Consider the following 22,406-nt stretch of genomic DNA (forward strand, 5'->3'; position numbering starts at 1 on the left):
TCTGCTTTTGTGAGTGCCGCGTTAGCGCGTTAAGCACTATAAAACAATACTAATTTGTTCAGAAATGGGGCTTTTCCGTTTTGTGGGGAACAGGTCCCGATATCCAGATGCATGCAGATGCCGCGATAAGTTACTGCCATGAATGCAAAAAACAGCGCAGATGACTGCGCTGCTTTTCATAGTTGCACAGGCCCGCGGCCCCTTAGCGCCAGCCCAGTTCCGGCGCGACATGGGTCAGGATGCTTTCGATCACATGAGCGTTGTAATCGACCCCCAGCATGTTCGGAACGGTCAAGAGCAGCGTATCGGCCTCGGCGATGCCTTCGTCTTCGCGCAACTGTTCGATCAGCTTGTCCGGCTGGGCGGCATAGCCGCGCCCGAAGATCGCGCGCATGTCATCGATCACACCGATCTGGTCGCCATCCTTGCTGCCATTGCCGAAATAGTAACGGTCCTGATCGTTCATCAGCGCAAAGATCGAGCGGCTGACCGAAACGCGCGGGGTGCGGTCATGCCCGGCCTCGTCCCATGCGTTGCGAAAGGCACGGATCTGGCGGGCCTGCTGGATGTGAAACGGCTCGCCCGTCTCATCGGCCTTCAGGGTCGAACTTTGCAGGTTCATCCCCATCTGCGCGGCCCAGACCGCCGTGGCATCAGAGGCGGCACCCCACCAGATGCGATCGCGCAACCCCGGCGAATGCGGTTCCAGCCGCAACAGGCCGGGCGGGTTCGGGAACATCGGGCGCGGATTGGGCTTGGCAAAGCCCTCGCCCTGCAACGCGTCAAGAAAGACCTGCGTGTGGCGCCGGGCCATATCGGCATCGGTTTCACCCTCGCCGGGCTGATACCCGAAATGCCGCCAGCCATCGATCACCTGCTCGGGGCTGCCTCGGCTGATCCCCAGTTGCAGCCGCCCACCCGAAATCAGGTCGGCGGATCCAGCGTCCTCGATCATGTAAAGCGGGTTTTCATACCGCATGTCGATGACCCCGGTGCCGATCTCGATCTTGCTGGTGCGCGCGCCAATGGCCGAGAGCAGCGGAAAGGGCGAGGCAAGTTGACGGGCGAAATGGTGCACCCGGAAATAGGCGCCATCAAGGCCCAGTTCTTCGGCCGCGACGGCCAGATCGATGGATTGCAACAGCACGTCTTGCGCCGTCTTGACCTGCGAGCCGCGCTCGGGCGACCAATGACCAAATGACAGAAATCCGATCTTCTTCATGACGTCACCTCTGAAAGACAGGGCGCGTGACGCGGCCCTTTGATCCCCAATTTGGGGACCGGCATCCGGCACTCAAGGCGGCCCGCCGTGCAGCTGCGCGCAATGAGTGTGCGAGGTCGCGCTATTGAAGCTGTTTCCAGCGACGGTGAATCCAGAACCACTGATGCATGTGCTGACGCACCAGCCGTTCCAGATCGTCGTTCAGGGCCTGCATCATCTCGCGCGGCTCGCCGTGGTCCACAGCCGCGCCGACATGAACGCGAAAGGACAGCCCGTCGGGTTGGCGGATGCCGGCGATGGGCACGATCAGCGCATCATGGCGCAGCGCCAGATCCGCAGGGGTCAGCACGGTCTTGCTGGGCAGGTCGAAAAAGCACAGATCGGCCCCGTCGCCCGCATATTGATCAATGCCAAGCGCCAGCCAGCCACCACCGCGCAGAAACCGGATCATCGCGGTCAGACCGGCGCGGCCACGTGGAAAGACCGGCTCGGCGATGGCGCTGATGGCTGGGACGTAATGGGCGTTGAAGGCCTCGTTGTTCATCGGTCTGTAGAGCGCACCAACCGGCCAGCCCCGTCCCGCCAGGGCCGCGCGCATGGCATCGTAATTGCCGAAATGCGCACAGGCCAGAATGACCGGGCGGCCCGCGGCAAAGGCCTGTTCCAGCGCCGGCAGACCGGGGCCGTCCAGCGGGTCGGCGGCATGGATGCGCGCGGCAAAGTCATCGCCGGCATAGATCTCGGCCAGCGAGCGGCCGGCATTGTCGGGAACCGCGCGGACCAGCGCCTCGACCTCGGCCCGATCAAGATCGGGGCGGGCCAGCGCGAGATTGCCGCGGATGCGCCGTCGCCAGCCGGCAATCGGTGCGATGGCATGTGCAAACAGCCAGCCGACGGTGGGAATGCGGCGCTCGTATGGCAACAGCCGCGCCAGCCCCATCAGGGCCAGAAACACGCCATTGGCCATCCTGTCACGCAGAGATATGCGGGTGTCGATTTCGTCGGTCATGCGGTCCCTTGCGCCGCGCGGGCCTCGCGCGACCAGACATAAAGGCCTGCCGCCACGATAATCGCGGCCCCGGCAATGGTCCAGAGATCAGGGATCTGGCCAAAGAACAGCCAGCCCCAGACGCCGGCCCAGACCAGCCCGGTATAGCCAAAGGGCGCGATCGCGCCTGCCTCGGCCAGGGCGAAGGCGCGGATCAGCATGGCCTGACTGATGGCGCCAAAGACGCCGATCAGCAGAAATGCCCAAAGATGCGCGGCCGCGATGGGGGTCCAGAAAAAGGGCACAACGGCGCTGGCGATCAGCGTGCCGAACAGCGTGGACCACAGCAGCGAGGTGGCGGTGGAATCGCCACGCACCACGCGGGTCAGCAGCGCGCCGGCGGCATAGGTGAAGGCACCGATCAGCGGCAGCATCGCGGCGGGCTGAAAGACGCCAAGGCCGGGGCGAATGATGAGCAGCGCGCCCAGCAGCGCCGCGGCAATGCCAAGCGCGCGGCGGATGCCGATGCGTTCGCCCAGAAACAGCGCCGCGCCAAGGGTGATCAGCACCGGGTTGATGTCCATGATCGCGGTGGATTCGGCCAGGCCGATATATTGCAGCGAGGTAAAGAACAGCCCGACCGAGGCGATTTGCGTCAGGCAGCGCAAGAATTGCAGCCCCGGCTGGCGCGTCCGCACCAGGCCGGGCAGCCGGACATGAAAGATCGCGACCAGCAGCACCATGTTTCCGGCAAAACGCGCCCAGACCACCTGCGACGGGTGATAGAACTGCGTCAGGTATTTCGCTGTCGCATCCATCAAGGTGAAGGTGAAGATAGCGGCCAGCAGCAGCATGATGCCAGCCGATTGGTCGCTGCCCGGCTGACGCAGCCCATCACGTTCGCGCCCCATCAGCGCGAAGGCGCGCGGCAATGCCCGCATCAGACCGCCGCGACGTGGATATTTAAGTGAAGAAGAAACAGCCGCTTCTTCTTCATCCAAATATCCCCGCCGGAGGCGGAACCGTGTTTCAAAGCAGGGCCTTGGCCTTTGCGACCGCTTCCTCGGCGGTGATGCCGAATTCCTTGTAGAGCGCGGGCGCGGGGGCCGATGCGCCAAAGCCTGTCATGCCGACGAAATCCGACGCCTCTTCGCGACCGCGTTCGCCCATCAGCAGCCAGTCCCATGGCTGCCGCACGGCGGCCTCGATGGCGATGCGGGTGGTGCCACCGGGCAGGACCTCTGCGCGGTAATCGGCGGTCTGTTCGCGGAAGAGTTCCATGGACGGCACCGAGACGACGCGGGTGGGTGTGCCCTCGGCCTCCAGCGTTTCGCGCGCGGCAACGGCGATCTCGACCTCAGAGCCGGTGGCCATCAAGACGACCCTGGGCGCGGCAGAGGCTTCGCGCAGGATATAGGCGCCTTTGGCCGACAGGTTCTCGGTACTTTCCTGATCGCGCAGCGCCGGCAGGTTCTGCCGTGACAGGGCCAGAATCGAGGGCCGGCCGGATTGCGACAGGGCGATGTCCCATGCCTCGGCGGTCTCGACCTGATCGCAGGGGCGCAGCAGCAGCGTGTTCGGCGTGGCGCGGCTGATTGCCAGATGCTCGACCGGCTGGTGGGTCGGGCCGTCTTCGCCCAAACCGATGCTGTCATGGGTCATGACATAGATCACCGGCAATCCCATCAGCGCCGACAGGCGCATCGCGCCGCGGGCGTAATCGGTAAAGCACATGAAGGTGCCGCCATAGGGACGAAAGCCGCCATGCAGCCAGATGCCGTTCATCGCGGCGGCCATGCCATGTTCGCGGATGCCGTAATTCAGATAGCGGCCCTTGCGGTCTGCGGGGCTGAAGACGCCCAGATCCTTGGTATAGGTGTTGTTCGAGCCGGTCAGGTCGGCAGAGCCGCCGAAGTTCTCGGGCATCACCGGGTTCAGAACTTCCAGCGTGTTTTCGCTGGCTTTGCGGGTGGCGATCTTCGGCATGGTGCCGATGGCCTGCTCTTTCAGCGCCGCGATGGTCGGCGCCAGATGCGGGTTCACCTCGCCGCTGATCCGGCGGGCAAATTCATCGCGCTCCTCGGCGGGCAGCGCATCGACGCGGTCCTGCCACTGCTCGCGCAGCGCGTCGCCCTTTTCGCCGATCTTCTGCCATTCGCTGGAAATATCGTCAGGGATGACAAAGGCCGGGTGGGTCCAGCCGATCGCGGCGCGGCTGGCCTCGATCTCGTCATCGCCCAGGGGCGAGCCGTGGACCTTGTTGCTGTCGGCCTTGTTGGGTGCGCCAAAGCCGATGATGGTCTTGCACGAGATCAGCGTGGGCTTGCCCACATCCTTGCCGGCCTCGGTCAGCGCGCGGTCGATATCGGCGGCATCATGGCCGTCGCATTCCAGCACCCGCCAGCCCGACGCGGCAAAGCGCGCCAGTTGATCGGTCTTGTCCGAGATCGACACACGCCCGTCGATGGTGATGTTGTTGTTGTCCCACAGCACGATCAGACGGCCCAGTTCCTGCATGCCCGCCAGTGCGATGGCTTCCTGGCTGATGCCTTCCATCAGGCAACCGTCGCCGGCGACGACCCAGGTGCGGTGATCGCACAGATCGGCGCCGAATTCAGCGCGCATCGCCTCTTCTGCGATGGCAAAACCGACCGAGGTGGCGATGCCCTGTCCAAGCGGCCCGGTCGTCGTCTCGACGCCCTCGACATGGCCGTATTCGGGGTGGCCTGCGGTGATCGAACCCAGCTGGCGGAAGTTCTTGATCTGCTCCAGCGTCATCTGCTGATAGCCGGTCAGATGCAGCAGCGCATAGATCAGCATCGAGCCGTGGCCGGCCGACAGCACGAAACGGTCGCGGTCGAACCAGTTCGGCGCAGCGGCGTCGAATTTCAGGTGGTTCCTGAACAGGACCGTGGCCACATCGGCCATGCCCATCGGCATTCCCGGATGACCGGAATTGGCGGCCTGCACGGCATCCATAGCCAGAACACGGATCGCGCTGGCCAGTTTCCAATGCTCGGGGTCGGCCTTGCGGCGGGCTTCGATATCCATTGCGGTCCTCTGAGGGCTGGTGGGTTGATCTGCTTGCCTGTCCTGATAGGCAGAGCGGCCCGCAAGCGCAAGGTGCACCCGCGCGGTGGCAGGGTCGCACCGGTGCGGGCGGCGGTCCGGGTCGTTCAGGTCCGGTCGCGTTCGTATCGCTGCTGCACGGCGAAGGGTGGCAACCACGCCTCTCGCCGGGTGGTCCACAATTCATGGCTGGGGGTCAGTTGGTCGATCTGGTCGAGCGCGCCGATATTGACCTCGATCTCATCGCCGCTGCGCGAATAGACGGAAGAGCCGCAATGCGGGCAGAAATGGCGGCCCTGATACGCCCCCGTTTCGCCGGTGATCTGCACGCGGTCCGGTGCAAAGATGGCCGAGGCGTGAAACAGCGCGCCGTGATGTTTGCGACATTCAAGGCAGTGGCACAGCCCGACCCGGTCGGGGCGCCCTGTTGTCTGAAACCGGACCAGACCGCAGAGGCAGCCGCCGGTATATACGGACATATCGTCCGAGCCGGACATGGTATTAATCGCGGCCGCCTGCATCCGCCGAGGCCAGCGGGCGGATGCGCAGCTTGGTGATGCGGTTGTCGCGGCGGGTCACGACCTCGAAGCGGTAGCCGTGAAAGCTGAAGACCTGCCCCTGTTCGGGGATCGACTGCACCATGTGGATGACCAGCCCGGCGACGGTGTTGGCCTCGTCATCGGGAAGGGTCCAGTCCAGCTGGCGGTTCAGGTCGCGAATGGTCATGCCGCCATCGACGGTATAGTCACCGGCGGCGCTGGCGGTCAGGGTCTGGTCTGCCTCGGTATCGTGCTCATCGGCAATCTCGCCCACGATTTCCTCGATGATGTCTTCCAGCGTGATCAGCCCGCGCAGGCTGCCATATTCGTCGACCACCAGCGCGAAATGGGTGCGCCGTTTCAGGAATTCGCGCATCTGTTCGTCAAGCGGGCTGGTCTCGGGGACGAAATAGGGCTTCATCGCCACGGCCATGACATCAAAGCTCTGGACCGCCGAGGGGTCGCCGGTATCGCGAACGGCCTTGTTGACCGCGCGCAGCAGATCCTTGGCGTGAATGACGCCTACGACATTCTCGCGTTCGCTCTTGAAGACGGGCAGGCGGGTATGCGGGCTGGCCAGCACCGTGTTCAGGATATCAGAGGCCGGTGTCTCGGCGTCGATCATCTCGATTTCCGAGCGATGGCGCATGATTTCTTCGACCGTGCGGTTGCCCAGATCAAGCGCGCCCAGCAGCCGGTCGCGATCCTCTTTCTGGACGGCGCCCGTCTCGGCACCGATCGACAGCGCACCGGCGATTTCCTCATGGACCGAGAACATGTTCTGGCTGGGGTCGGTCTGCAGGCCGAACAGGCGCAGGATGCCGCGCACGATCAGCCGGACGATGGCGACCACGGGGGCCAGAAGGCGCGTCACCCAGCTGACCGGGCGGGCGACGATCCGGGCGACGCTTTCGGGGGCGGAAATGGCGTAGGTCTTGGGCAGAACCTCGGCAAATATCAGCACCAGAAACGTCATCACCAGGGTTGCCATGGCCACGCCGCCGCTGCCCAGAATGCGGGTGAAGAGTGCCGTTGCAAGGCTGGTGGCCAGGATGTTGACGACGTTATTGCCCAACAGGATCGCGCCGATCAGCCTTTCGCTGTCGGCGGTCAGTTTCAGTGCGGTCTTGGCGCCGGGGTCGCCCTTGTCGGCGCGAACGCGCAGCTTGGCGCGGCTGGCGGCGGTCAGCGCGGTTTCAGATCCCGAGAAGAATCCCGAAAAGGCAAGCAGGCACAGAATTGCCAGCGCGGTGCCCCAGAAACTGGGATCTAACAGGATTGAGGTGTCTTCCATCGGGTCAATCGGTCTCTGCGTTGCGGTCTGTCTGGGCCAGCGGGTGATGGTTCAATACCAGATCGCGCATCCGCTGATCCAGCACATGCGTGTAGATTTCGGTCGTACCCAGATCGGCATGGCCAAGCAAGGTCTGGATCGCGCGCAGATCGGCGCCGCCTTCCAGAAGATGCGTGGCGAAGGCGTGGCGGATCACATGCGGGCTGACGCGCGCGGGGTCAACGCCTGCCTGCGCCGCGATGTCACCCAGCAGCCGGCCAAAGCTCTGGCGTGGCATATGCCCTGCGGCGCCGGGGGCGGGGAACAGCCAGCGCGCGCCCTTGCCGGCGACCAGCCGGCCAAAGGCCGTGTCCTCGCCGGCACTCGCGCGTGCGGTCAGCCACAATGCCAGCGCCGCGCGGGCCTTGGCGGTCAGCGGGACCATACGCTCGCGGCCGCCCTTGCCCTTGATCAGCAGAACCTGCGGATCGCCGAGGCAGATGGCAACCGGCAGCGCCACCAACTCGCTGACGCGCATGCCGGTGGCGTAGAGCAGTTCGATCAGGCAGGCGTTGCGCGCGCGATCAAGGGGGGTGCGTCCGATCTGCGGCGCCGTATCCAGAATGGCCGAAACCTCGGCCTGGCTTAGCGTCCTGGGCAAGCGTTGCGCGCGACCCGGCCCGCTGATGCGGATGGCGGGGTCGTCCTCGCGCCAGCCCTCTTGCAGCGCAAACCGGGTGAATTGCCGGATCGAGGACAGCCGGCGCGCGCGGGTGGCGCGTGACAGGCCCTCGGCATCGCAAAAGGACAGGTAATCCTCGATCTCTTCGCGGCTGACCCGGTTCAGGTCGCGGCCCTGCCGGACCAGCCAATCGGTGAAATTCGCCAGATCGCGCCCATAGGCCAGCAGGGTGTTGCGCGCCGAACCCGCCTCGGCCGCCTGCGCGTCCAGAAAGGCCGAGATCGCGCGCTTGTCCTGCATCAGCTGCCGTCCATCAGCGGGGCCAGCGTCAGTTGCGCCTGGGCCAGATCGGCCTCGGCGGTCAGACCAAGCGCACGCAGGCTGGCCAGTGCTTTTGCCGCCTGCGCCTTGTCGCCATCGAGCCCGCTGTCGATCTGGGCGATCGCCTCGAGCACCGCTTCGCCGTGACGGTCATCGCCCTGGGCCAGCGTGCTGGCTTGCCCGCCCGCCAGTGCCGGATCGGGCGGCACCGGCCGAGTTGTCGGCAGGCCCTGCCACTGCTGCAGCCAGCCCGCGATCTCGCCCGCGCGGCCGTTCAGATCGGAGGGCAGATCCGCAGCCACCAGCGAGGCCAGCACCCCGGCCATGCCGGCGCGCGCAAATTCGTCAAAGCTGTCGATCAGGGCCTTGCCCGTCGCCTCGGCATCGGCTGTGTCCAGTGCCTGTTGCAGACGCTGATAGGCGCCGACACGTTCCCAGACCCCGCCAGAGGCCGCAGGTTTTTGTTCGGAATAGATCAGCGCCATCTGCTGTGCGGGCAAGGTGCCGGCGCGCGACAGCCGTTCAGCGGCCTCCAGCCGGGCTTTCCAACCGGTTGTCGAACGCAGATCGGAATAGCCGAAAGCCAGCGGCAGCTGGGCTGTCGGCAGCGGTTGGCCCACTGCCTCGTGCATCCGGAAATCCAGCGGCGTCACGGGCTGGGGTGGTTCCAGCGTCTCGCCCGCATCGACATAGCTGTCATCCAGAAACTGCGCCAGCAGGGCCAGCCGGTCCCTGGGGATCAGGCCGAACCGTTCGGCGCCGTGAAAGGTGATTGCGGCGGCCGACCAGTCGCCCGATTGCGCCAGACAAAAGATCCGCGCGCCAAAGCTGGGGGCAATGCCGGGCGTGTCGTTCATCACCGAGCAGGCGCGACCTTCTTCGCCGGCCAGCAGGGCCACGTCGAACAGACGGCGAAAGCTTTCGGGCGTGCGTTGCCCCGCACTGACCAGCAAGCGCGCGGCATCGGCATTCGCGCCCATGTCCAGCAATCGGTCGGCGCGTGCCAGAAACAGCCGCCCGCGTTCGGCCTCGCCGGTCATGGTGGGCGGGGTCAGCTGCGCGGTCAGGATCCGGCGCAGCAGCGCATTCGTCGCCGGCAACCGGGCCGAACTGCCGTCGATCATCGAGGCCAGCACTTCGGCATCGCTGCCGGCCCACAGATTCGCGGGTAGACCTGCGGCGCGCGCTGAAATGGTGCCCGCGCGATCGGGATCGGTCTCGTCCAGCCGGCTGACGGCGACCTTGCCGACGGCGCCTGTCTCGGCCACGGGGGGCGCGCCGGGTGTCGCGCGTTGCGCATCCGATGGCCGTTCATCGTCGGGCCGCCAGCCCGAGCTTTCGCGCGGCGGTGCCTGAATAGAGCCCGACAGCCAGTCGCTTGCCGACAAGGGTTGCTGCGCTGATGCGGGCAGCGCTGCCCCCAGGCTCAGGCCAAGCGCGGCCAGTGCGGATATCAGCGGGGCATTAGTCACCCGGTGCCTCGGTCGTGTCTTCATCGGAAATGGGGGCCGGCGCGGTCTCTGTTTCCGGCTCGGTCTCTGTTTCGGGCGCGCTCTCTGTTTCGGGCTCGGGCGCATCTTCGCCGGTGGCGGCTGCATCGGTTGCGCCATCCTCGGCCTCGACCGGGTTGGGGGCCAATTCGCCGCCCTCGACCGGGATCGGATCACGGATCTCGCGTTGGCTTGGGTCCATGTCACCCAGGTAGGCATAGCCCACCAGTGCAATGACCGCAGCCAGCACCAGGACGACGAGAAGCTTGATCAATCGCATGAATCTGCCCTTTCCTTGCCGGTCTCAAGCCGGTTCGCGAGGAATATATATGGCCTTTTGGGAAAGATCACGCCATTGAACGCATTGCGACCCGCAAAGGTTCGGCAAAGAGGCAAGGATGGATCGCCATATCGTTCTGATCGGCATGATGGGTGCGGGAAAGACAGCCGTGGGGGGCGAATTGGCCCGTCGCCTCGGCGCGCGCTTTATTGATTCCGACAACGAAATCGAATCCGCTGCTGCCATGACCATCGCCGAGATTTTCGCCCGTGATGGCGAAGAATTCTTTCGGATGCGCGAATCCGAGGTTCTGCGCCGCCTGCTGGCCGCGCCGCCCTCTGTGATTTCAACCGGGGGCGGGGCCTGGCTGCGCGGTGAAAATCGCGACCTGATCCGCCGCAACGGGCTGTCGGTCTGGCTGAATGTCGAGTTGGAGACGCTGTGGAACCGGGTTCGCATGCGCTCGACCCGGCCCTTGCTGAAAACGGCTGACCCCAAGGGTACGCTGACGCAGATGCTGGAAAGCCGCCGCCCGCATTATTCGACGGCTGAACTGGTATTTGACGTGCGCGGTGGCGATTCGATTGACCAGACAGCCAGCCGCCTGCTGACCCAGATCCGCGCGACCCATCCAGAATGCCTTGGGGTAAAATGACCGATTCCCAGATGACGACCGTGCATGTGCCGCTGGCTGAACGCGCCTATGACGTGCTGATCGGGCAGGGGCTGATCGAACGGGCCGGTGCATTGATCGCGCCCGTTCTGGCGCGGCCGCGCGTGGCGATCCTGACCGATGAAACCGTGGCGGGCCTGCACCTGTCGCGCCTGCAGGAGGCCCTGCGCACCGAGGGCATCGACAGCGCGGCGCTGGCCCTGCCTGCCGGCGAGTCGACCAAGGCCTGGCCCTTTCTGACGCAGGCGGTGGAGTGGTTGCTGGAACAAAAGGTCGAGCGGCGCGACGTCGTGGTGGCACTTGGCGGCGGCGTGATCGGCGATCTGGCGGGATTTGCGGCGGCGGTGCTGCGCCGCGGGGTTCGCTTTGTGCAGATACCCACGACGCTGCTGGCGCAGGTCGATAGCAGCGTTGGCGGCAAGACCGGCATCAACAGCGCGCGGGGCAAGAACCTGATCGGCGCTTTTCATCAGCCCTCGCTGGTGCTGGCCGATATCGACGTGCTGGACACGCTGACGCCGCGCGATTTCCGTGCCGGTTACGGCGAGGTGGCCAAATACGGGCTGCTGGGGGATGCCGGCTTTTTCGAATGGCTGGAACGGAACGGCCCGGCGCTGGCCAGCGATCCGGGGGTGAGGCAACGCGCGGTCGCGCATTCCGTCGCGATGAAGGCCGGCATTGTCGAACGTGACGAGACAGAGCAGGGCGAACGTGCGCTGCTGAATTTGGGTCATACATTTGGTCATGCGCTGGAGGCGGCGACCGGCTATTCCGACCGCCTGCTGCATGGCGAGGGCGTGGCGATCGGCTGTGCGCTGGCCTTTGACCTGTCCGCGCGGATGGGGCTGTGCAGCCAAGAGGCGCCAAGCCGCGTATTGGCGCATCTGCGCCAGATGGGGATGCCCGCGCGACTGTCGGACATTCCGGGCGATCTGCCGGGTGATGACGCGCTGATCGCGCTTATGGGGCAGGACAAGAAGGTGGTCGATGGTCAGCTGCGTTTTGTGCTGGCGCGCGGCATCGGCGAGGCCTTTGTCAGCGACGATGTCGAGACGGCTGCCCTGCGCAGGGTTCTGGCCGAAGCGCGGGATTGATCAGCTGAACAGCGGCTTGCCCGGCGTGGTCCGCGCAAGCCAAAGGGCGCAGCCGAACCGGCATGCGCCCCTTGGTCTGGCTGAGCCGAGCAGCGTTTAGGCGACGGCTTTGACGTCGACCTTGTTGCCGGCCTCGTCGACCGCATCGCACCAGACCTCGAACTTGTCCAGGCGATGTTCGCCAAAGCTGTTGAGCAGCGGCACGTCGGTCGCGTCATGACCGCGCGCCACGACCACGCGGCCAATGCGGCGCTGGTTGTTGCGGGGGTCGAAGGTCCACCATTTGCCCCCCAGAAACACCTCGATCCAGGCCGAGAAATCCATCGGCTGGCCCGAAGCCGGCACACCGATTTCACCCAGATAGCCGTTCACGTAACGGGCGGGAATGTTCATCGCACGCAGGAAAGCCAGCGCAAGATGGGCAAAGTCGCGGCAGACGCCATGACCCTCCTGCATCGCCTCGACGGCGGTGCGGGTGGCGCGCGCCTTCATGTAGTCAAAGCTGATATGGCCCTGAACATGATCAACGATATGCTGCACCCGGCCCCAGCCCGCCGGCACGTTGCCGAACAGGTCCCAGGCTTCCTGACTGATCAGGTCGGTCTCGACATAGCGCGAGCCGTTGAGGAATGTCAGCACCTCGTCCGGCAGCGCCTCGACCGGCCATTCCTGCGCGTTCTCGTCGGCCTCGTCGATCAGACCGTCGTCGCGCAGGGTGACGTCGCCGCGCAGGGAAAAGAACCCCGCCGGCGCAATCATGCGCCGACAGATATTGCCATAATCGTCAAAATAACTGTGCACAGGCACCTGCGGCGTCGTGGTGACCTGCTCGGGCCCGGTAAAATCGCCCTGCCGCGAGACATGCGGCGTGACAAGGCAGACCAGCGGCGTGGGCTGCGCAGACTCGATTGCTATATCGTAACCGACCCGGATCAGCATCACGAAACGCTTGCCTCCATCGTTACTTCGGCGTTCAGCAGCTTGGAGATCGGGCAGCCGTCCTTGGCATCCTGCGCCAGCTTCTCGACCTGCGCCTTGTCGCCATCTGCGGTGATCGACGTCACCAGATGCGCCTTGGTCACGGTCAGGCTGTCGGCGTCCAGCGTGATCTTGGAGGTGGTTTCAACAGAGACCCCGCCAATGCCCGCTTCGCCCAGCATATTGGCCAATGCCATGGAAAAGCAGGCCGCATGCGCAGCACCGATCAGTTCCTCGGGATTGGTGCCGGAACCGTCCTGAAAGCGCGTGTTGAAACCGTAGGGCTGATCATCCAGAACGCCGGATTGCGTCGAGACGACGCCCTTGCCGCTTTTCAGATCGCCTTCCCATTTCGCCGAACCAGTACGAGTGATCATGGCAGAACTCCTTTCATAAAGTCTTGCACGTCAACGCGGCCCGGGCGGTCCCGGTTCAATTCCGATGCAACTGCTTTTTCGCAATTGCCTCTTTCATGAACAATTTCTCGTCGTTTTGCCCTAGCCGGGGCAGACGGATGCCGCCGAGATCAGCCCGTTGCCGAAAACCGTATCGTGACCCGGCTCACCAAGATCGCGCGCCCCGTCCGACAGGATTGCCATGGCCTGCTGCACGGTCAGATCGGGGTTCTGGCCTCGCAGCATTGCCGCGGCCGCCGTCACAAAGGGCACCGCGAAGGACGTGCCGGTCTTGGTGCGGACCCCACTGACCGAGGCCGCGGTCCAGACATCAACGCCCGGTGCCGCCAGATCGACATGCGCACCGTTCACGGCGCGGCGATAGACCTGCAAGTCCTGATCCACTGCCGTCACCGCGATGACGGAATCGTAGGCTGCGGGAAACAGGGGGTCTGCCTGCGATCCGGCATTTCCCACGGCTGCCACGATGATGATGTTTTCCGTCCCGGCCAGCTGGTTGATCACCTCTTCCAGCGCGCTGTTCTGCGGGCCTGCCAGACTGAGATTGACGACATCGGCGCCGCGTTCGGCCAACTCGGTCAGGCCCTTGATCAGGGTAAAGACATCGGCGCGCTCGTCGCCCTGACGGCGGTGAAAGGCGTCAACGGCGATCACACGCGCGCCGGGCACCAGGCCGGGCGAGCGGCCGGCCGGATCGCCGACCAGCAGCGCCGCGACGGCGGTGCCATGGATGGCCTGGGATTGCGGCAATTCATCGGGGGCCAGCCGGATCACGTCCAGTTGCGCCGTGCCAAAGGCCTCATGCGCCTCGTTCAATCCGGTGTCGATCAAGCCGATCGTAACATCGCCCACGCAGGACCGGGTCCGGGCCTGATCCTGCGGCCAGCCGATCAACTGGCGCTTGAGGCAAAGCGCCTCGGTGCAGGACCATGTCGCCGGCGCCGCCGCCTCTAGCGGGGCCACCGCCTGTTCGCTGCGATAGAAATGGTTGAAATCGGCCTCGTCCCCGCTGTCCAGCGCCCGGACAACCTCGCGCGCCTGATCAAGGGTGCTGTCCTCGGGGATGCGCAGGCGGCGGGCGATGCTGTCATCCTGGCGCTCATAGGTTTCGATCAGGGAATAGCCCTGGGTCAGCAATGCCTGAAAATCGTCCTCGTCCAGGCTGGGCGCGACGATTTCATCTGCGACGCGTTCAGGGCGATGGATCGGCGGCGGGATCGGCGAGACACGACGAACCGGTGCGGCGCGGCGCGCTGGCGTCTGCCTCGTGCGCGGCTGAACGCGGCGCAGGATCGGACCGCCATCGTCATCATCATCGTCGCTGAAAGAGCCGCCGCCTCCGCCATCATCATCGTCGTTCCCACCGCCATCGTCGTCATCATCCGCAAACGCGATTCCGATCAGCAGAGTTTGGCCGGTTTGGTCCAGTGGCGTTGCTCCGCCGATGGCAAGACCAAGAATAACCCATAACTTGCAAAGTCTTTTCAGCACCTTAGAATACCTCTTGCTTAGCGTAGGGTCAGATGGTCAACACTGAGGCAACGATAGCGCGAGAAATCTATTCCGGCCAGTTCTACCAAAATCAATCAAGCTATACCAAAATCAATTAACAGGCACCGATGGACGACCCCTTCACAGAAGAGATCATCGCATTTCTGCCCAACTTGAAACGCTATGCCATTTCGCTGAGCAGACGCCCCGATCTGGCTGAGGATCTGGTGCAGTTGACGGCGGAACGCGCCTTTCGCAACCGCCACAGCTTTGATCCCGATACCAAGCTGCAGGCATGGCTGCTGCGCATCTTGCGCAATGCCTGGATCGACATGACCCGCCGCGACAGGACCCGTGGAACGCAGACCCCGATCGAGGATGCGCCGTGGCTGGCGGGCGAGGATGGCGAACGTGTTGCAGAAGGCCGGCTGATGCTGGATGAAACGCGTCGGGCCATGGAACAGATCAGCCCCGATCAGCGCGACGTTCTGGTGCTGGTCTGCATTCAGGAAGTGACCTATCAGGAAGCTGCGGATATCCTGGACATACCTATTGGAACCGTCATGAGCCGTCTTGCGCGCGCAAGAAAAGCGCTGTCGAAGGAAATGGGACTGGATGGATGGGAATAGTTGCCCCCCGGAAGCGTTGTCTCATTGCCTAGATAAGAGAGTGACCAGTGATGAACGACACGCCGCAGCCTAGTGACGAGACCCTCATGGCCTATGCCGACGGTATGTTGGACGGCGATGAGATGCGTATCGTCGAGACAGCGATCCGGCAGGATCCTGCGCTTGCTGCACGGGTCGACAGTTTCCGCGAGACGGCCCGGCGCGTGGGTCAGCTGGGCAAGGCACAGGATGACCATGTACCGGACGCGCTGATCGCGCGGGTTCGCGAACTGGCAGCGCAATCACAGGCCGAGGCCGCGCCAGCGGCCAGTCCGGCGGCGCCAGTGGTCGATTTTGCGTCCCGCCGCCAACAGGCCGATCCCCGACCTGCGGCCCGCTCGGCGCCGATCTGGCAATTGCCGCTGGCGGCCAGCATCTTCCTGGCGCTGGGGTTGTGGGGCGGCATGAAAATCGGACCCAATCTGGATGATCAGCCTGATGCCGCGCAACTGGCGCTGCTGGACAGCCCGGGCGTGCATCAGGTGCTGAATTCCGCCCGTTCGGGCGAGCAGGCACCGTTGGATGGCGGCGGTGAGGTGTCGCTGATTGCCAGCTTCAACAATGCTGAGGGCCAGCTTTGCCGCGAGTTCGAGATCGTCTGGCCGCAGCGCCCGACAATCGTTTCGGTGTCGTGCCGCGCGCCGCAAACCGACGCGGACGGCTGGGCGGCGCAACTGGCGGTGCTGGCCTCTGTCGGGGATGATCAGAACTATGCGCCGGCCTCATCTCTGGAGACGCTGGATACCTATGTGGGGGCGATCGGGGCCAGCCAGCCGCTGTCGCCGGAAGAAGAGGCAGCCGCGTTGCAGGCGCTGAACTGAACTGCCGCCAGCCAGTGTGGCCGGCTAGAGGCGCTGCCCTGTCACGACTGATCCCGCAAGATTGCCGCCCGAGCACAGCCTGAGCCATTCGGACATGGCAAAGCGGTCGGTCATGCCGGCCACGTAATCCAGCACCAGCCGGGCGCGCTCGGTTTCGCTGGCGGTTTCGCGGGCGGCCTGCCGCCATTGGTCGGGCATCTGGCCGGGATCGTTCAGAAACAGCGGAAACAGATCGTTCAGCATCGCTGTTGCGCTGGCCCGTTCCTCGACGACCGAGGGGGCGCGATACATGCGCGTGAACAGGAATGACTTGATCGCCTTGATGTTCTGATAAAGCGGCTTGGAAAAGCGGATGATCGGGCCATCCATGTCGCGGATCTCCTGCGCTGAATGCGGCTGCAACCCGGTCAGCCGGTTCTGTGCGACGGCGATGACATCCTCGACCATCACGCCAAAGACCCGGCGCAGCGCCTCGTGGCGGCGGCGCATCGGGTCGAGGCCGGGATGCAGCTCATCGACGCGGTCGAAGGCCGGGCCGACGACGGGCAGTTCGCGCAGCTCTTGTTCGGTGAACAACCCGGCGCGCAGCCCGTCATGCAGATCGTGGTGGTTATAGGCCACATCATCGGCGACGGCGGCGACCTGCGCCTCGGCGCTGGCATTGCTGTGCAGTTCCAGATCCCATTCCGCATTCACATCGGCCAGCGCGTAGGGCAGGGGCGCGTTAACCGGCCCATTATGCTTGGCAATGCCTTCCAGCGCCTCCCATGTCAGGTTCAGCCCGTCGAAATCGGCATAGTGCCGTTCAAGCTGCGTCACGATTCGCAGCGCCTGCGCATTGTGGTCAAAGCCGCCATAGGGCGCCATCAGCGCGGCAAGGGCATCCTCGCCGGTATGGCCAAAGGGCGGGTGTCCCAGATCATGGGCCAGCGCCACGGTTTCGGCCAGATCGGTGTTCAGATCCAGCGCGCCCGCAATGGTACGGGCCACCTGCGCCACCTCTATCGTGTGGGTCAGGCGGGTGCGGAAATAGTCGCCGCGATAGTCCTCGCCCTCTTGTTCGACGAAAACCTGGGTCTTGTGCTTGAGCCGCCGGAACGCGCTGGAATGGATGATGCGGTCGCGGTCGCGTTGCCAGGGGCTGCGAAAGGTCGACAGGGCTTCGGGCCACAGGCGACCGCGGCTGTCCTCGGGCTGGCAGGCATAGGGGGCGGTCATGATGTTATCGCGAGCTTCCTTGCGGGGCGTACGCCGCGACCCTATATTCCGTCCATAAAGACGAAAACGGGAACAGCCCATGAACCTGCCGCCGAAAGTGACCGAACGGGCCTTTGCCCGCCTTGCCGAAATCAATGATGGCGGCACGGCGCAGCCTTTGCGCGTGGCCGTTTCCGGCGGCGGCTGTTCCGGGTTTCAGTATGATATCCGGCTGGATCACGCCGAGGCGGATGATCTGGTGCTGGAAGGCAGCGGTCAGAGCGTGGTCGTCGATCCGGTATCGCTGCCGTTTCTGGCAGGCGCGGTGATCGACTTTTCCGATGAGCTGATCGGCGCGCGCTTTTTGATCGAAAACCCCAACGCATCCTCCAGCTGCGGCTGCGGCACCTCGTTTTCGATGTGATTGCGGCAGGCGGCCCGTCGGGCCGCCGCGTTTACCGGCTGTGGCCGCACAGACCGACGAACACTGAGATAGCCTGACGTGCGATGCGTGCGCCGGCACGGTCGGTTTTATGGCCGATTGTCAACTTTATCTTTACTTGTATGGAAGTATGCAATAGAAGATTCGCAAGTTGGAGGACTTATGACAGCGCAACCGATTCTGGATTTCACCGTTTCATCGGCCGTGCAGGTCTATGACTGGCTGCGCGCGGCGATCTTGCGGGGCGAGTTCATGCCCGGTGACCGTCTGAGCGAGTCAGAGATCGCAAGCCGCTTTGGCGTCAGCCGGCAGCCCGTGCGCGAGGCCTTTATCCGGCTGACTTCGGACGGTCTGGCCGAAGTACGTCCGCAGCGCGGCACGTTCATCAGCCAGATTTCCGTGTCCGCCGTTCTGTCGGCGCGGCTGATCCGCGAGGCGGTCGAAACCGATCTGCTGCGTCTGCTGGTGGCCGATATCGACCAGGTCGGCATGGCACGGCTGGACATTGAGATCGCCGAGCAACGGGTGGCCGCTGACAAGGGCGATGCCGAGGGCTTCGTGGTGCTGGACGACCGTTTTCACCGTCAGATTGCGATCTTGGCGGGGCAAGAGGGCGTCTGGACCATTCTCGAAGGGCTGAAATCGCAGATGAACCGGCTGCGTCATATCTCGGCGAGAACCTTTGATATGCAGAAACTGATCGCCCAGCATGCCGAGATTGTCGAGGCCCTGCGCCAACGCGACGCTGCGCAGGCCGAAGGGGCGATGCGGCAGCATTTGCGCGAGGTTCTGAACGACCTGCCCGAAATCACGGCCGCAATGCCCAAACTTTTCAAACCATGACCACATCCGAAGGAGGAACAGGATGAAACTCAACCGCCGTCTCTTTACAGCCCTTGCGGGCGCCGCCCTTTTGGTCGCGCCTGCCGTGCATGCGCAGACGCCCGAAGTGACGCTGAAACTGGGTCACCTCGCGAACGAGGAAAACAGCTGGCACAAGGCCGCCGTCAAGTTCGGTGAGGAACTGGCCGCACTGACCGATGGCCGCATCGAAGTGCAGGTTTTCCCCAATGAATCGCTGGGCAAGGAAATCGACCTGATCAACGGCATGCAACTGGGCACCGCCGATATGACCATCACCGGCGAAAGCCTGCAGAACTGGGCGCCGATGGCTGCGCTGCTGGCCGTGCCCTACGCCTATGGCTCGCTTGAGCAGATGGACGAGGTCGCCTCGGGCGATATCGGCGATCAGATCGAGGCCGAGATCATCGCCAACGCACAGATCCGCCCGATCGCCTATTTCGCACGTGGACCGCGCAACCTGACCTCGAACCGCGAGATCATGACGCCGGACGATCTGTCCGGGCTGAAACTGCGCGTGCCGAACGTGCCGCTGTTCGTGCAAACCTGGGAAACCCTTGGCGCCGCCCCGACGCCGATGGCCTTCAGCGAAGTGTTCACCTCGCTGCAAAACGGCACCATCGACGCGCAGGAAAACCCGCTGGCGCTGATCGATTCCGCGAATTTCAACGAGGTGCAGGACTTTGTGAACAAGACCGAACATGTGCGGTCCTGGATCTACCTGACCATCTCTGAAATGACCTGGAGCAAGCTGTCCGCCGAGGATCAGGCGGCGGTGTTGCAGGCGGCACAGGCCGCACAGACCCATGAGCGCGAGTTGTTCCTGGCCGACGAAGAGCGGCTGGCGCAAGGGCTGCAGGAAAAGGGCATGACCTTTGTCGACAGTGACACGGCTGCCTTTGCCGCCCGCGCGAAAGAGGCGGTTCTGAGCAATGTCGGCGACGAGATCAAGCCGATCGTCGAAGAGCTTTTCGCCGCTCAGGAATAAACCATCGGCGGCGGCCGGGACTATTCCGGCCGCCGCAAACCCTGTCCTTTTCCAACGAAATCGGGCGCGCCCCGCCGCGCCACCGGAGGTCTTATGGCCCATCTGATTGACTGGATGCGCAGCCTGCTGCGCCTTGGCACCGGAGTGTCCTTTTTGGTGCTGATCGCCGCCGTCACCGTGCAGGTGATCGGTCGCAGCTTTATCGGCAGTTCGCCCGTCTGGACCGAGGAACTGACCCGCTTTGCGCTGCTTTACCTGGCCGGTTTCGGCACAGCGCTGGCGCTGTGGTCGGGTGATCTGGTCAATGTCGATCTGGTCAGCGAGGGCCTGCCGGGCCGCTGGTCCTGGCTGATGCGGTTTGCGTCCGCCGTGCTGGTGCTGATCTTTTGTGCGCTGCTGATCATGCCGGCATGGCGCTATACCGCGATTGGCGCGATGCAGACCTCGCCCGCAATGGGCCTGAGGATGAACTGGGCCCATGGCAGCGTGCTGCTGCTGCTGGCCATGCTGGGGATTGCGGCGCTGCTGCGCGTCATCGGCATGATGACCGGCACCACCGATGGCCGCCCCGAAAACCTGTTGGGAGATGTAGAATGAGCCTCGCGATCCTTGGTCTGACTTTCGTCCTTGGTCTGGTGATGGGTCTGCCCGTGGCGATCACTCTGGGCCTGTCATCCATGGCCTATATCCTGTTCATGGATATGCCGCTCGTGGTGATCCCGCAAAAGATGTATGCGGGCATGGACAGCTTTGTGCTGCTGTGTATCCCGGGCTTTATCCTTGCGGGGAACCTGATGAATGGCGGTGGCATCACCGGCAGGATCATCCGTTTTGCGCAGGCGCTGGTTGGCTGGATCCGTGGCGGTCTGGCGCAGACCAATGTCGCCTCGTCGATGCTGTTCGGTGGCATTTCCGGCACTGCCGTCGCCGACGCCGCCTCGATCGGCGGGATGATGATACCGGGCATGAAAAAGGCCGGCTATCCCGCTGATTTCTCGGCAGCCGTCACCGCCGCCTCGTCGACTGTCGGTCCGATTATCCCGCCATCCGTGCCGATGATCATCGTCGGTTCGCTGGCCGGTATCTCGGTCGGCAAGATGTTCATCGCGGGCGCGTTGCCGGGTCTGTTGCTGGGGATGGCGATGATGGTGACGACCTATATCATTGCCGTGCGCCGCGATTTCCCTCGCCAGGCATGGCAGGGCTGGGGCGAGTTGGGCTCGGCCTTTCTGGGTGCCTTCTGGGCGCTGGCGATGACCGCGCTGATCGTCGGCGGGATGCTGTCGGGTTATGTGACCCCAACCGAGACCGCTGTCGTTGCCTCGATCTATGCGGTGGTCGTTGGTGCCTTTGTCTATCGCGAACTGCCGCTGGCCCGGGTGCCCGCGATCATGATCGACAGCGCCGTCAGTTCCGCCGGTATTCTGGCGCTGGTCGGCACGGCGAATGTGTTCGGCTGGATCCTGGTCAGCGAACATATCCCGCAACTGATCGCGGATTCGGTGCTGTCGGTCACGGATAACAAGTTTCTGGTGATCCTGCTGATCAATATCGTGCTGCTGATTGTCGGCATGTTCATGGAAACCATCGCCGCGCTGATCATCCTGTTCGTGCCGCTGATGACGCTGGCCGAAGGTGTGGGGATCGAGCCGCTGCATTTTGCGGTCTTTGCGGTCCTGAACCTGATGATCGGGCTGACCACGCCGCCGGTCGGGGTCTGCATGTTCGTCTGCGCCAATATCGCGCGGCTGCCGCTGGCCCCGGTGATCCGGGCGCTGGTGCCCTACCTGATCACCAATTTCACCGTTCTGCTGCTGGTTTCCTACATCCCCTGGATCAGCACCTGGCTTCCTTCATTGATGGATAACTGACATGTCCGACCTCGCCTGCCGCCTTTATGCCGCCCATGATCTGCGGATCGAGGATCTGCCCGATCCCGAGGGCGCACCCGAAACCGCGGTCGTTCGCGTGGCCCGCGGCGGCATCTGCGGCTCTGACCTGCATTACTATCACGACGGTGGCTTTGGCCCGATCCGGGTGCAAGAGCCGATCATTCTGGGCCACGAGGCCGCAGGCATCGTCGAAGCAGCACCCGAGGGCTCGGGTCTGCGCGTCGGGCAACTGGTGGCGCTGTCGCCCTCGCGCCCTTGCGGCGAGTGCGAATATTGCAGCGCCGGGCTACAGCGGCACTGCCTGAACATGCGCTTTAACGGTTCGGCCATGCGGATGCCGCATGAGCAGGGCATGTTCCGCAGCCGCATCGCGCATCCGGCTGCGCAATGCATTCCGCTGCCCGAGGGCACCAGCGCCGAGGCCGCTGCAGGGTCCGAGCCGCTATCGGTGTGCCTGCATGCGCTGAACCGCGCGCCGGATCTTGAGGGTCAGCGGGTGCTGATCACTGGCGCGGGGCCGATCGGGGTGATCTGCGCCGCGCTGGCCCGCCTGCGCGGCGCGGCAGAGATCGTGGTGACCGATGTGCAGGACTTTACCCTCGGCATCGCCCGACAGATGGGCGCTGACCGCACCGTCAATGTCGCCACCGATCCCGATGGGCTGGCCGATTACGCGACCGGCAAGGGACGGATCGACGTGGTGCTGGAATGTTCGGGCAACAGTCATGCCATCGCGCAGGCGATTTCGCTGGCCCGACCGCAGGCGACGCTGGTTCAGATCGGCGTTGGCGGCACCCTGCCCCTGCCGCTGAACCTGATCGTCAGCAAGGAACTGCAATTCGTCGGAACGCACCGGTTTGACGCCGAATTCCCGCAGGCCGTTCAGATGATCGGCGCGGGCCAGATCGACCTGTCGCCAATGGTGACGCAGGTCGTGCCCGCACGCGAGGCGGTGCGCGCCTTTGATCTGGCCGGCGACCGGGCGCAGGCGGTCAAGGTGCAACTGGATTTTGCGGCCTGA

At 64.2% G+C, this 22,406-nt stretch carries 23 protein-coding genes; 10 read left to right on the forward strand and 13 right to left on the reverse strand.

What is annotated here, in order from left to right:
- Positions 1 to 202: 202 nt before the first annotated feature.
- The 9 genes from CUV01_RS11925 to CUV01_RS11965 form a co-directional block, all read right to left on the reverse strand.
- Complete coding sequence (locus CUV01_RS11925) at positions 203 to 1,222, reverse strand: LLM class flavin-dependent oxidoreductase (protein ID WP_101460671.1); 1,020 nt, start codon at positions 1,220 to 1,222, stop codon at positions 203 to 205.
- A gap of 121 nt (positions 1,223 to 1,343) precedes the next feature.
- Complete coding sequence (locus CUV01_RS11930; RefSeq protein ID WP_422385879.1) at positions 1,344 to 2,189, reverse strand: lysophospholipid acyltransferase family protein; 846 nt, start codon at positions 2,187 to 2,189, stop codon at positions 1,344 to 1,346.
- A 38-nt stretch (positions 2,190 to 2,227) separates the two neighbouring features.
- A complete protein-coding gene (locus tag CUV01_RS11935; protein ID WP_232962206.1) occupies positions 2,228 to 3,151 on the reverse strand; it encodes a DMT family transporter in 924 nt (307 codons plus the stop codon).
- 88 nt (positions 3,152 to 3,239) lie between these two features.
- Entirely contained in the window at positions 3,240 to 5,261 is a 2,022-nt protein-coding gene (gene tkt / locus CUV01_RS11940) for a transketolase (protein ID WP_101460673.1), read from the reverse strand.
- 125 nt (positions 5,262 to 5,386) lie between these two features.
- On the reverse strand, positions 5,387 to 5,758 hold the full coding sequence (locus CUV01_RS11945; protein WP_101462055.1) for a GFA family protein: 372 nt from the start codon (positions 5,756 to 5,758) through the stop codon (positions 5,387 to 5,389).
- Between the two features lie 22 nt (positions 5,759 to 5,780).
- Positions 5,781 to 7,112 (reverse strand): HlyC/CorC family transporter, encoded by a 1,332-nt coding sequence (locus tag CUV01_RS11950; protein WP_101460674.1) that lies wholly within the window; start codon positions 7,110 to 7,112, stop codon positions 5,781 to 5,783.
- A 4-nt stretch (positions 7,113 to 7,116) separates the two neighbouring features.
- Positions 7,117 to 8,073, reverse strand: coding sequence for a site-specific tyrosine recombinase XerD (locus CUV01_RS11955; protein ID WP_101460675.1), 957 nt, complete (start codon positions 8,071 to 8,073; stop codon positions 7,117 to 7,119).
- Positions 8,073 to 9,566: a hypothetical protein gene (locus tag CUV01_RS11960; protein ID WP_101460676.1), complete on the reverse strand. Its 1,494-nt coding sequence runs from the start codon at positions 9,564 to 9,566 to the stop codon at positions 8,073 to 8,075. The genes CUV01_RS11955 and CUV01_RS11960 overlap by 1 nt, the downstream gene beginning before the upstream one ends.
- Positions 9,559 to 9,864 (reverse strand): hypothetical protein, encoded by a 306-nt coding sequence (locus CUV01_RS11965; RefSeq protein ID WP_101460677.1) that lies wholly within the window; start codon positions 9,862 to 9,864, stop codon positions 9,559 to 9,561. The genes CUV01_RS11960 and CUV01_RS11965 overlap by 8 nt, the downstream gene beginning before the upstream one ends.
- A gap of 118 nt (positions 9,865 to 9,982) precedes the next feature.
- Here CUV01_RS11965 and CUV01_RS11970 point away from each other — a divergent pair, with 118 nt between their 5' ends.
- Complete coding sequence (locus CUV01_RS11970; protein ID WP_101460678.1) at positions 9,983 to 10,519, forward strand: shikimate kinase; 537 nt, start codon at positions 9,983 to 9,985, stop codon at positions 10,517 to 10,519.
- A complete protein-coding gene (gene aroB / locus CUV01_RS11975; RefSeq protein WP_101460679.1) occupies positions 10,516 to 11,631 on the forward strand; it encodes a 3-dehydroquinate synthase in 1,116 nt (371 codons plus the stop codon). Before CUV01_RS11970 ends, aroB begins: the two co-directional genes overlap by 4 nt.
- A 96-nt stretch (positions 11,632 to 11,727) precedes the next feature.
- On the opposite strand, the gene CUV01_RS11980 is transcribed toward aroB, so the two are convergent.
- The 3 genes from CUV01_RS11980 to CUV01_RS11990 form a co-directional block, all read right to left on the reverse strand.
- Positions 11,728 to 12,570, reverse strand: coding sequence for a transglutaminase-like domain-containing protein (locus CUV01_RS11980; RefSeq protein WP_101460680.1), 843 nt, complete (start codon positions 12,568 to 12,570; stop codon positions 11,728 to 11,730).
- A complete protein-coding gene (locus tag CUV01_RS11985; RefSeq protein ID WP_101460681.1) occupies positions 12,570 to 12,986 on the reverse strand; it encodes an OsmC family protein in 417 nt (138 codons plus the stop codon). Before CUV01_RS11985 ends, CUV01_RS11980 begins: the two co-directional genes overlap by 1 nt.
- 120 nt (positions 12,987 to 13,106) lie before the next feature.
- Positions 13,107 to 14,516 (reverse strand): S8 family serine peptidase, encoded by a 1,410-nt coding sequence (locus CUV01_RS11990; RefSeq protein ID WP_101460682.1) that lies wholly within the window; start codon positions 14,514 to 14,516, stop codon positions 13,107 to 13,109.
- Between the two features lie 128 nt (positions 14,517 to 14,644).
- Between CUV01_RS11990 and CUV01_RS11995 the strand changes: the two genes are divergently transcribed.
- Positions 14,645 to 15,145, forward strand: coding sequence for an RNA polymerase sigma factor (locus CUV01_RS11995; RefSeq protein ID WP_101460683.1), 501 nt, complete (start codon positions 14,645 to 14,647; stop codon positions 15,143 to 15,145).
- A 50-nt stretch (positions 15,146 to 15,195) separates the two neighbouring features.
- The gene (locus tag CUV01_RS12000; RefSeq protein ID WP_157994842.1) at positions 15,196 to 16,005 is read left to right on the forward strand and encodes an anti-sigma factor; all 810 of its coding nucleotides are present in this window, start codon (positions 15,196 to 15,198) and stop codon (positions 16,003 to 16,005) included.
- A gap of 24 nt (positions 16,006 to 16,029) precedes the next feature.
- Here CUV01_RS12000 and CUV01_RS12005 read toward each other — a convergent pair whose 3' ends face one another.
- The gene (locus tag CUV01_RS12005; RefSeq protein ID WP_101460685.1) at positions 16,030 to 17,223 is read right to left on the reverse strand and encodes a deoxyguanosinetriphosphate triphosphohydrolase; all 1,194 of its coding nucleotides are present in this window, start codon (positions 17,221 to 17,223) and stop codon (positions 16,030 to 16,032) included.
- Positions 17,224 to 17,302: 79 nt separating this feature from the next.
- On the opposite strand from CUV01_RS12005, the gene CUV01_RS12010 reads away from it, so the two are divergent.
- From CUV01_RS12010 to CUV01_RS12035, 6 genes are all read left to right on the forward strand, one after another.
- Entirely contained in the window at positions 17,303 to 17,626 is a 324-nt protein-coding gene (locus CUV01_RS12010; RefSeq protein WP_101460686.1) for a HesB/IscA family protein, read from the forward strand.
- Positions 17,627 to 17,806: 180 nt separating this feature from the next.
- Positions 17,807 to 18,487, forward strand: a complete 681-nt coding sequence (locus CUV01_RS12015; RefSeq protein WP_101460687.1) for a GntR family transcriptional regulator — start codon at positions 17,807 to 17,809, stop codon at positions 18,485 to 18,487.
- Between the two features lie 22 nt (positions 18,488 to 18,509).
- On the forward strand, positions 18,510 to 19,493 hold the full coding sequence (locus tag CUV01_RS12020) for a TRAP transporter substrate-binding protein (RefSeq protein WP_101460688.1): 984 nt from the start codon (positions 18,510 to 18,512) through the stop codon (positions 19,491 to 19,493).
- A 93-nt stretch (positions 19,494 to 19,586) separates the two neighbouring features.
- A complete protein-coding gene (locus CUV01_RS12025) occupies positions 19,587 to 20,090 on the forward strand; it encodes a TRAP transporter small permease (RefSeq protein WP_101460689.1) in 504 nt (167 codons plus the stop codon).
- Positions 20,087 to 21,364: a TRAP transporter large permease gene (locus tag CUV01_RS12030; RefSeq protein WP_101460690.1), complete on the forward strand. Its 1,278-nt coding sequence runs from the start codon at positions 20,087 to 20,089 to the stop codon at positions 21,362 to 21,364. The genes CUV01_RS12025 and CUV01_RS12030 overlap by 4 nt, the downstream gene beginning before the upstream one ends.
- Before the next feature lies 1 nt (position 21,365).
- A complete protein-coding gene (locus CUV01_RS12035) occupies positions 21,366 to 22,406 on the forward strand; it encodes an L-idonate 5-dehydrogenase (RefSeq protein ID WP_101460691.1) in 1,041 nt (346 codons plus the stop codon).

The sequence above is a fragment of the Paracoccus tegillarcae genome, assembly GCF_002847305.1.
Classification (GTDB): domain Bacteria; phylum Pseudomonadota; class Alphaproteobacteria; order Rhodobacterales; family Rhodobacteraceae; genus Paracoccus; species Paracoccus tegillarcae.

Bases quoted from the DNA above. Each gene is read 5' to 3' on its own strand.
- CUV01_RS11925 (WP_101460671.1), bottom strand. From the start codon at position 1,222: ATGAAGAAGATCGGATTTCTGTCATTTGGTCATTGGTCGCCCGAGCGC.
- CUV01_RS11930 (WP_422385879.1), bottom strand. From the start codon at position 2,189: ATGGCCAATGGCGTGTTTCTGGCCCTGATGGGGCTGGCGCGGCTGTTG.
- CUV01_RS11935 (WP_232962206.1), bottom strand. From the start codon at position 3,151: ATGCGGGCATTGCCGCGCGCCTTCGCGCTGATGGGGCGCGAACGTGAT.
- tkt (WP_101460673.1), bottom strand. From the start codon at position 5,261: ATGGATATCGAAGCCCGCCGCAAGGCCGACCCCGAGCATTGGAAACTG.
- CUV01_RS11945 (WP_101462055.1), bottom strand. From the start codon at position 5,758: ATGTCCGTATATACCGGCGGCTGCCTCTGCGGTCTGGTCCGGTTTCAG.
- CUV01_RS11950 (WP_101460674.1), bottom strand. From the start codon at position 7,112: ATGGAAGACACCTCAATCCTGTTAGATCCCAGTTTCTGGGGCACCGCG.
- CUV01_RS11955 (WP_101460675.1), bottom strand. From the start codon at position 8,073: ATGCAGGACAAGCGCGCGATCTCGGCCTTTCTGGACGCGCAGGCGGCC.
- CUV01_RS11965 (WP_101460677.1), bottom strand. From the start codon at position 9,864: ATGCGATTGATCAAGCTTCTCGTCGTCCTGGTGCTGGCTGCGGTCATT.
- CUV01_RS11970 (WP_101460678.1), top strand. From the start codon at position 9,983: ATGGATCGCCATATCGTTCTGATCGGCATGATGGGTGCGGGAAAGACA.
- aroB (WP_101460679.1), top strand. From the start codon at position 10,516: ATGACCGATTCCCAGATGACGACCGTGCATGTGCCGCTGGCTGAACGC.
- CUV01_RS11980 (WP_101460680.1), bottom strand. From the start codon at position 12,570: ATGCTGATCCGGGTCGGTTACGATATAGCAATCGAGTCTGCGCAGCCC.
- CUV01_RS11985 (WP_101460681.1), bottom strand. From the start codon at position 12,986: ATGATCACTCGTACTGGTTCGGCGAAATGGGAAGGCGATCTGAAAAGC.
- CUV01_RS11995 (WP_101460683.1), top strand. From the start codon at position 14,645: ATGGACGACCCCTTCACAGAAGAGATCATCGCATTTCTGCCCAACTTG.
- CUV01_RS12000 (WP_157994842.1), top strand. From the start codon at position 15,196: ATGAACGACACGCCGCAGCCTAGTGACGAGACCCTCATGGCCTATGCC.
- CUV01_RS12005 (WP_101460685.1), bottom strand. From the start codon at position 17,223: ATGACCGCCCCCTATGCCTGCCAGCCCGAGGACAGCCGCGGTCGCCTG.
- CUV01_RS12010 (WP_101460686.1), top strand. From the start codon at position 17,303: ATGAACCTGCCGCCGAAAGTGACCGAACGGGCCTTTGCCCGCCTTGCC.
- CUV01_RS12015 (WP_101460687.1), top strand. From the start codon at position 17,807: ATGACAGCGCAACCGATTCTGGATTTCACCGTTTCATCGGCCGTGCAG.
- CUV01_RS12020 (WP_101460688.1), top strand. From the start codon at position 18,510: ATGAAACTCAACCGCCGTCTCTTTACAGCCCTTGCGGGCGCCGCCCTT.
- CUV01_RS12025 (WP_101460689.1), top strand. From the start codon at position 19,587: ATGGCCCATCTGATTGACTGGATGCGCAGCCTGCTGCGCCTTGGCACC.
- CUV01_RS12030 (WP_101460690.1), top strand. From the start codon at position 20,087: ATGAGCCTCGCGATCCTTGGTCTGACTTTCGTCCTTGGTCTGGTGATG.
- CUV01_RS12035 (WP_101460691.1), top strand. From the start codon at position 21,366: ATGTCCGACCTCGCCTGCCGCCTTTATGCCGCCCATGATCTGCGGATC.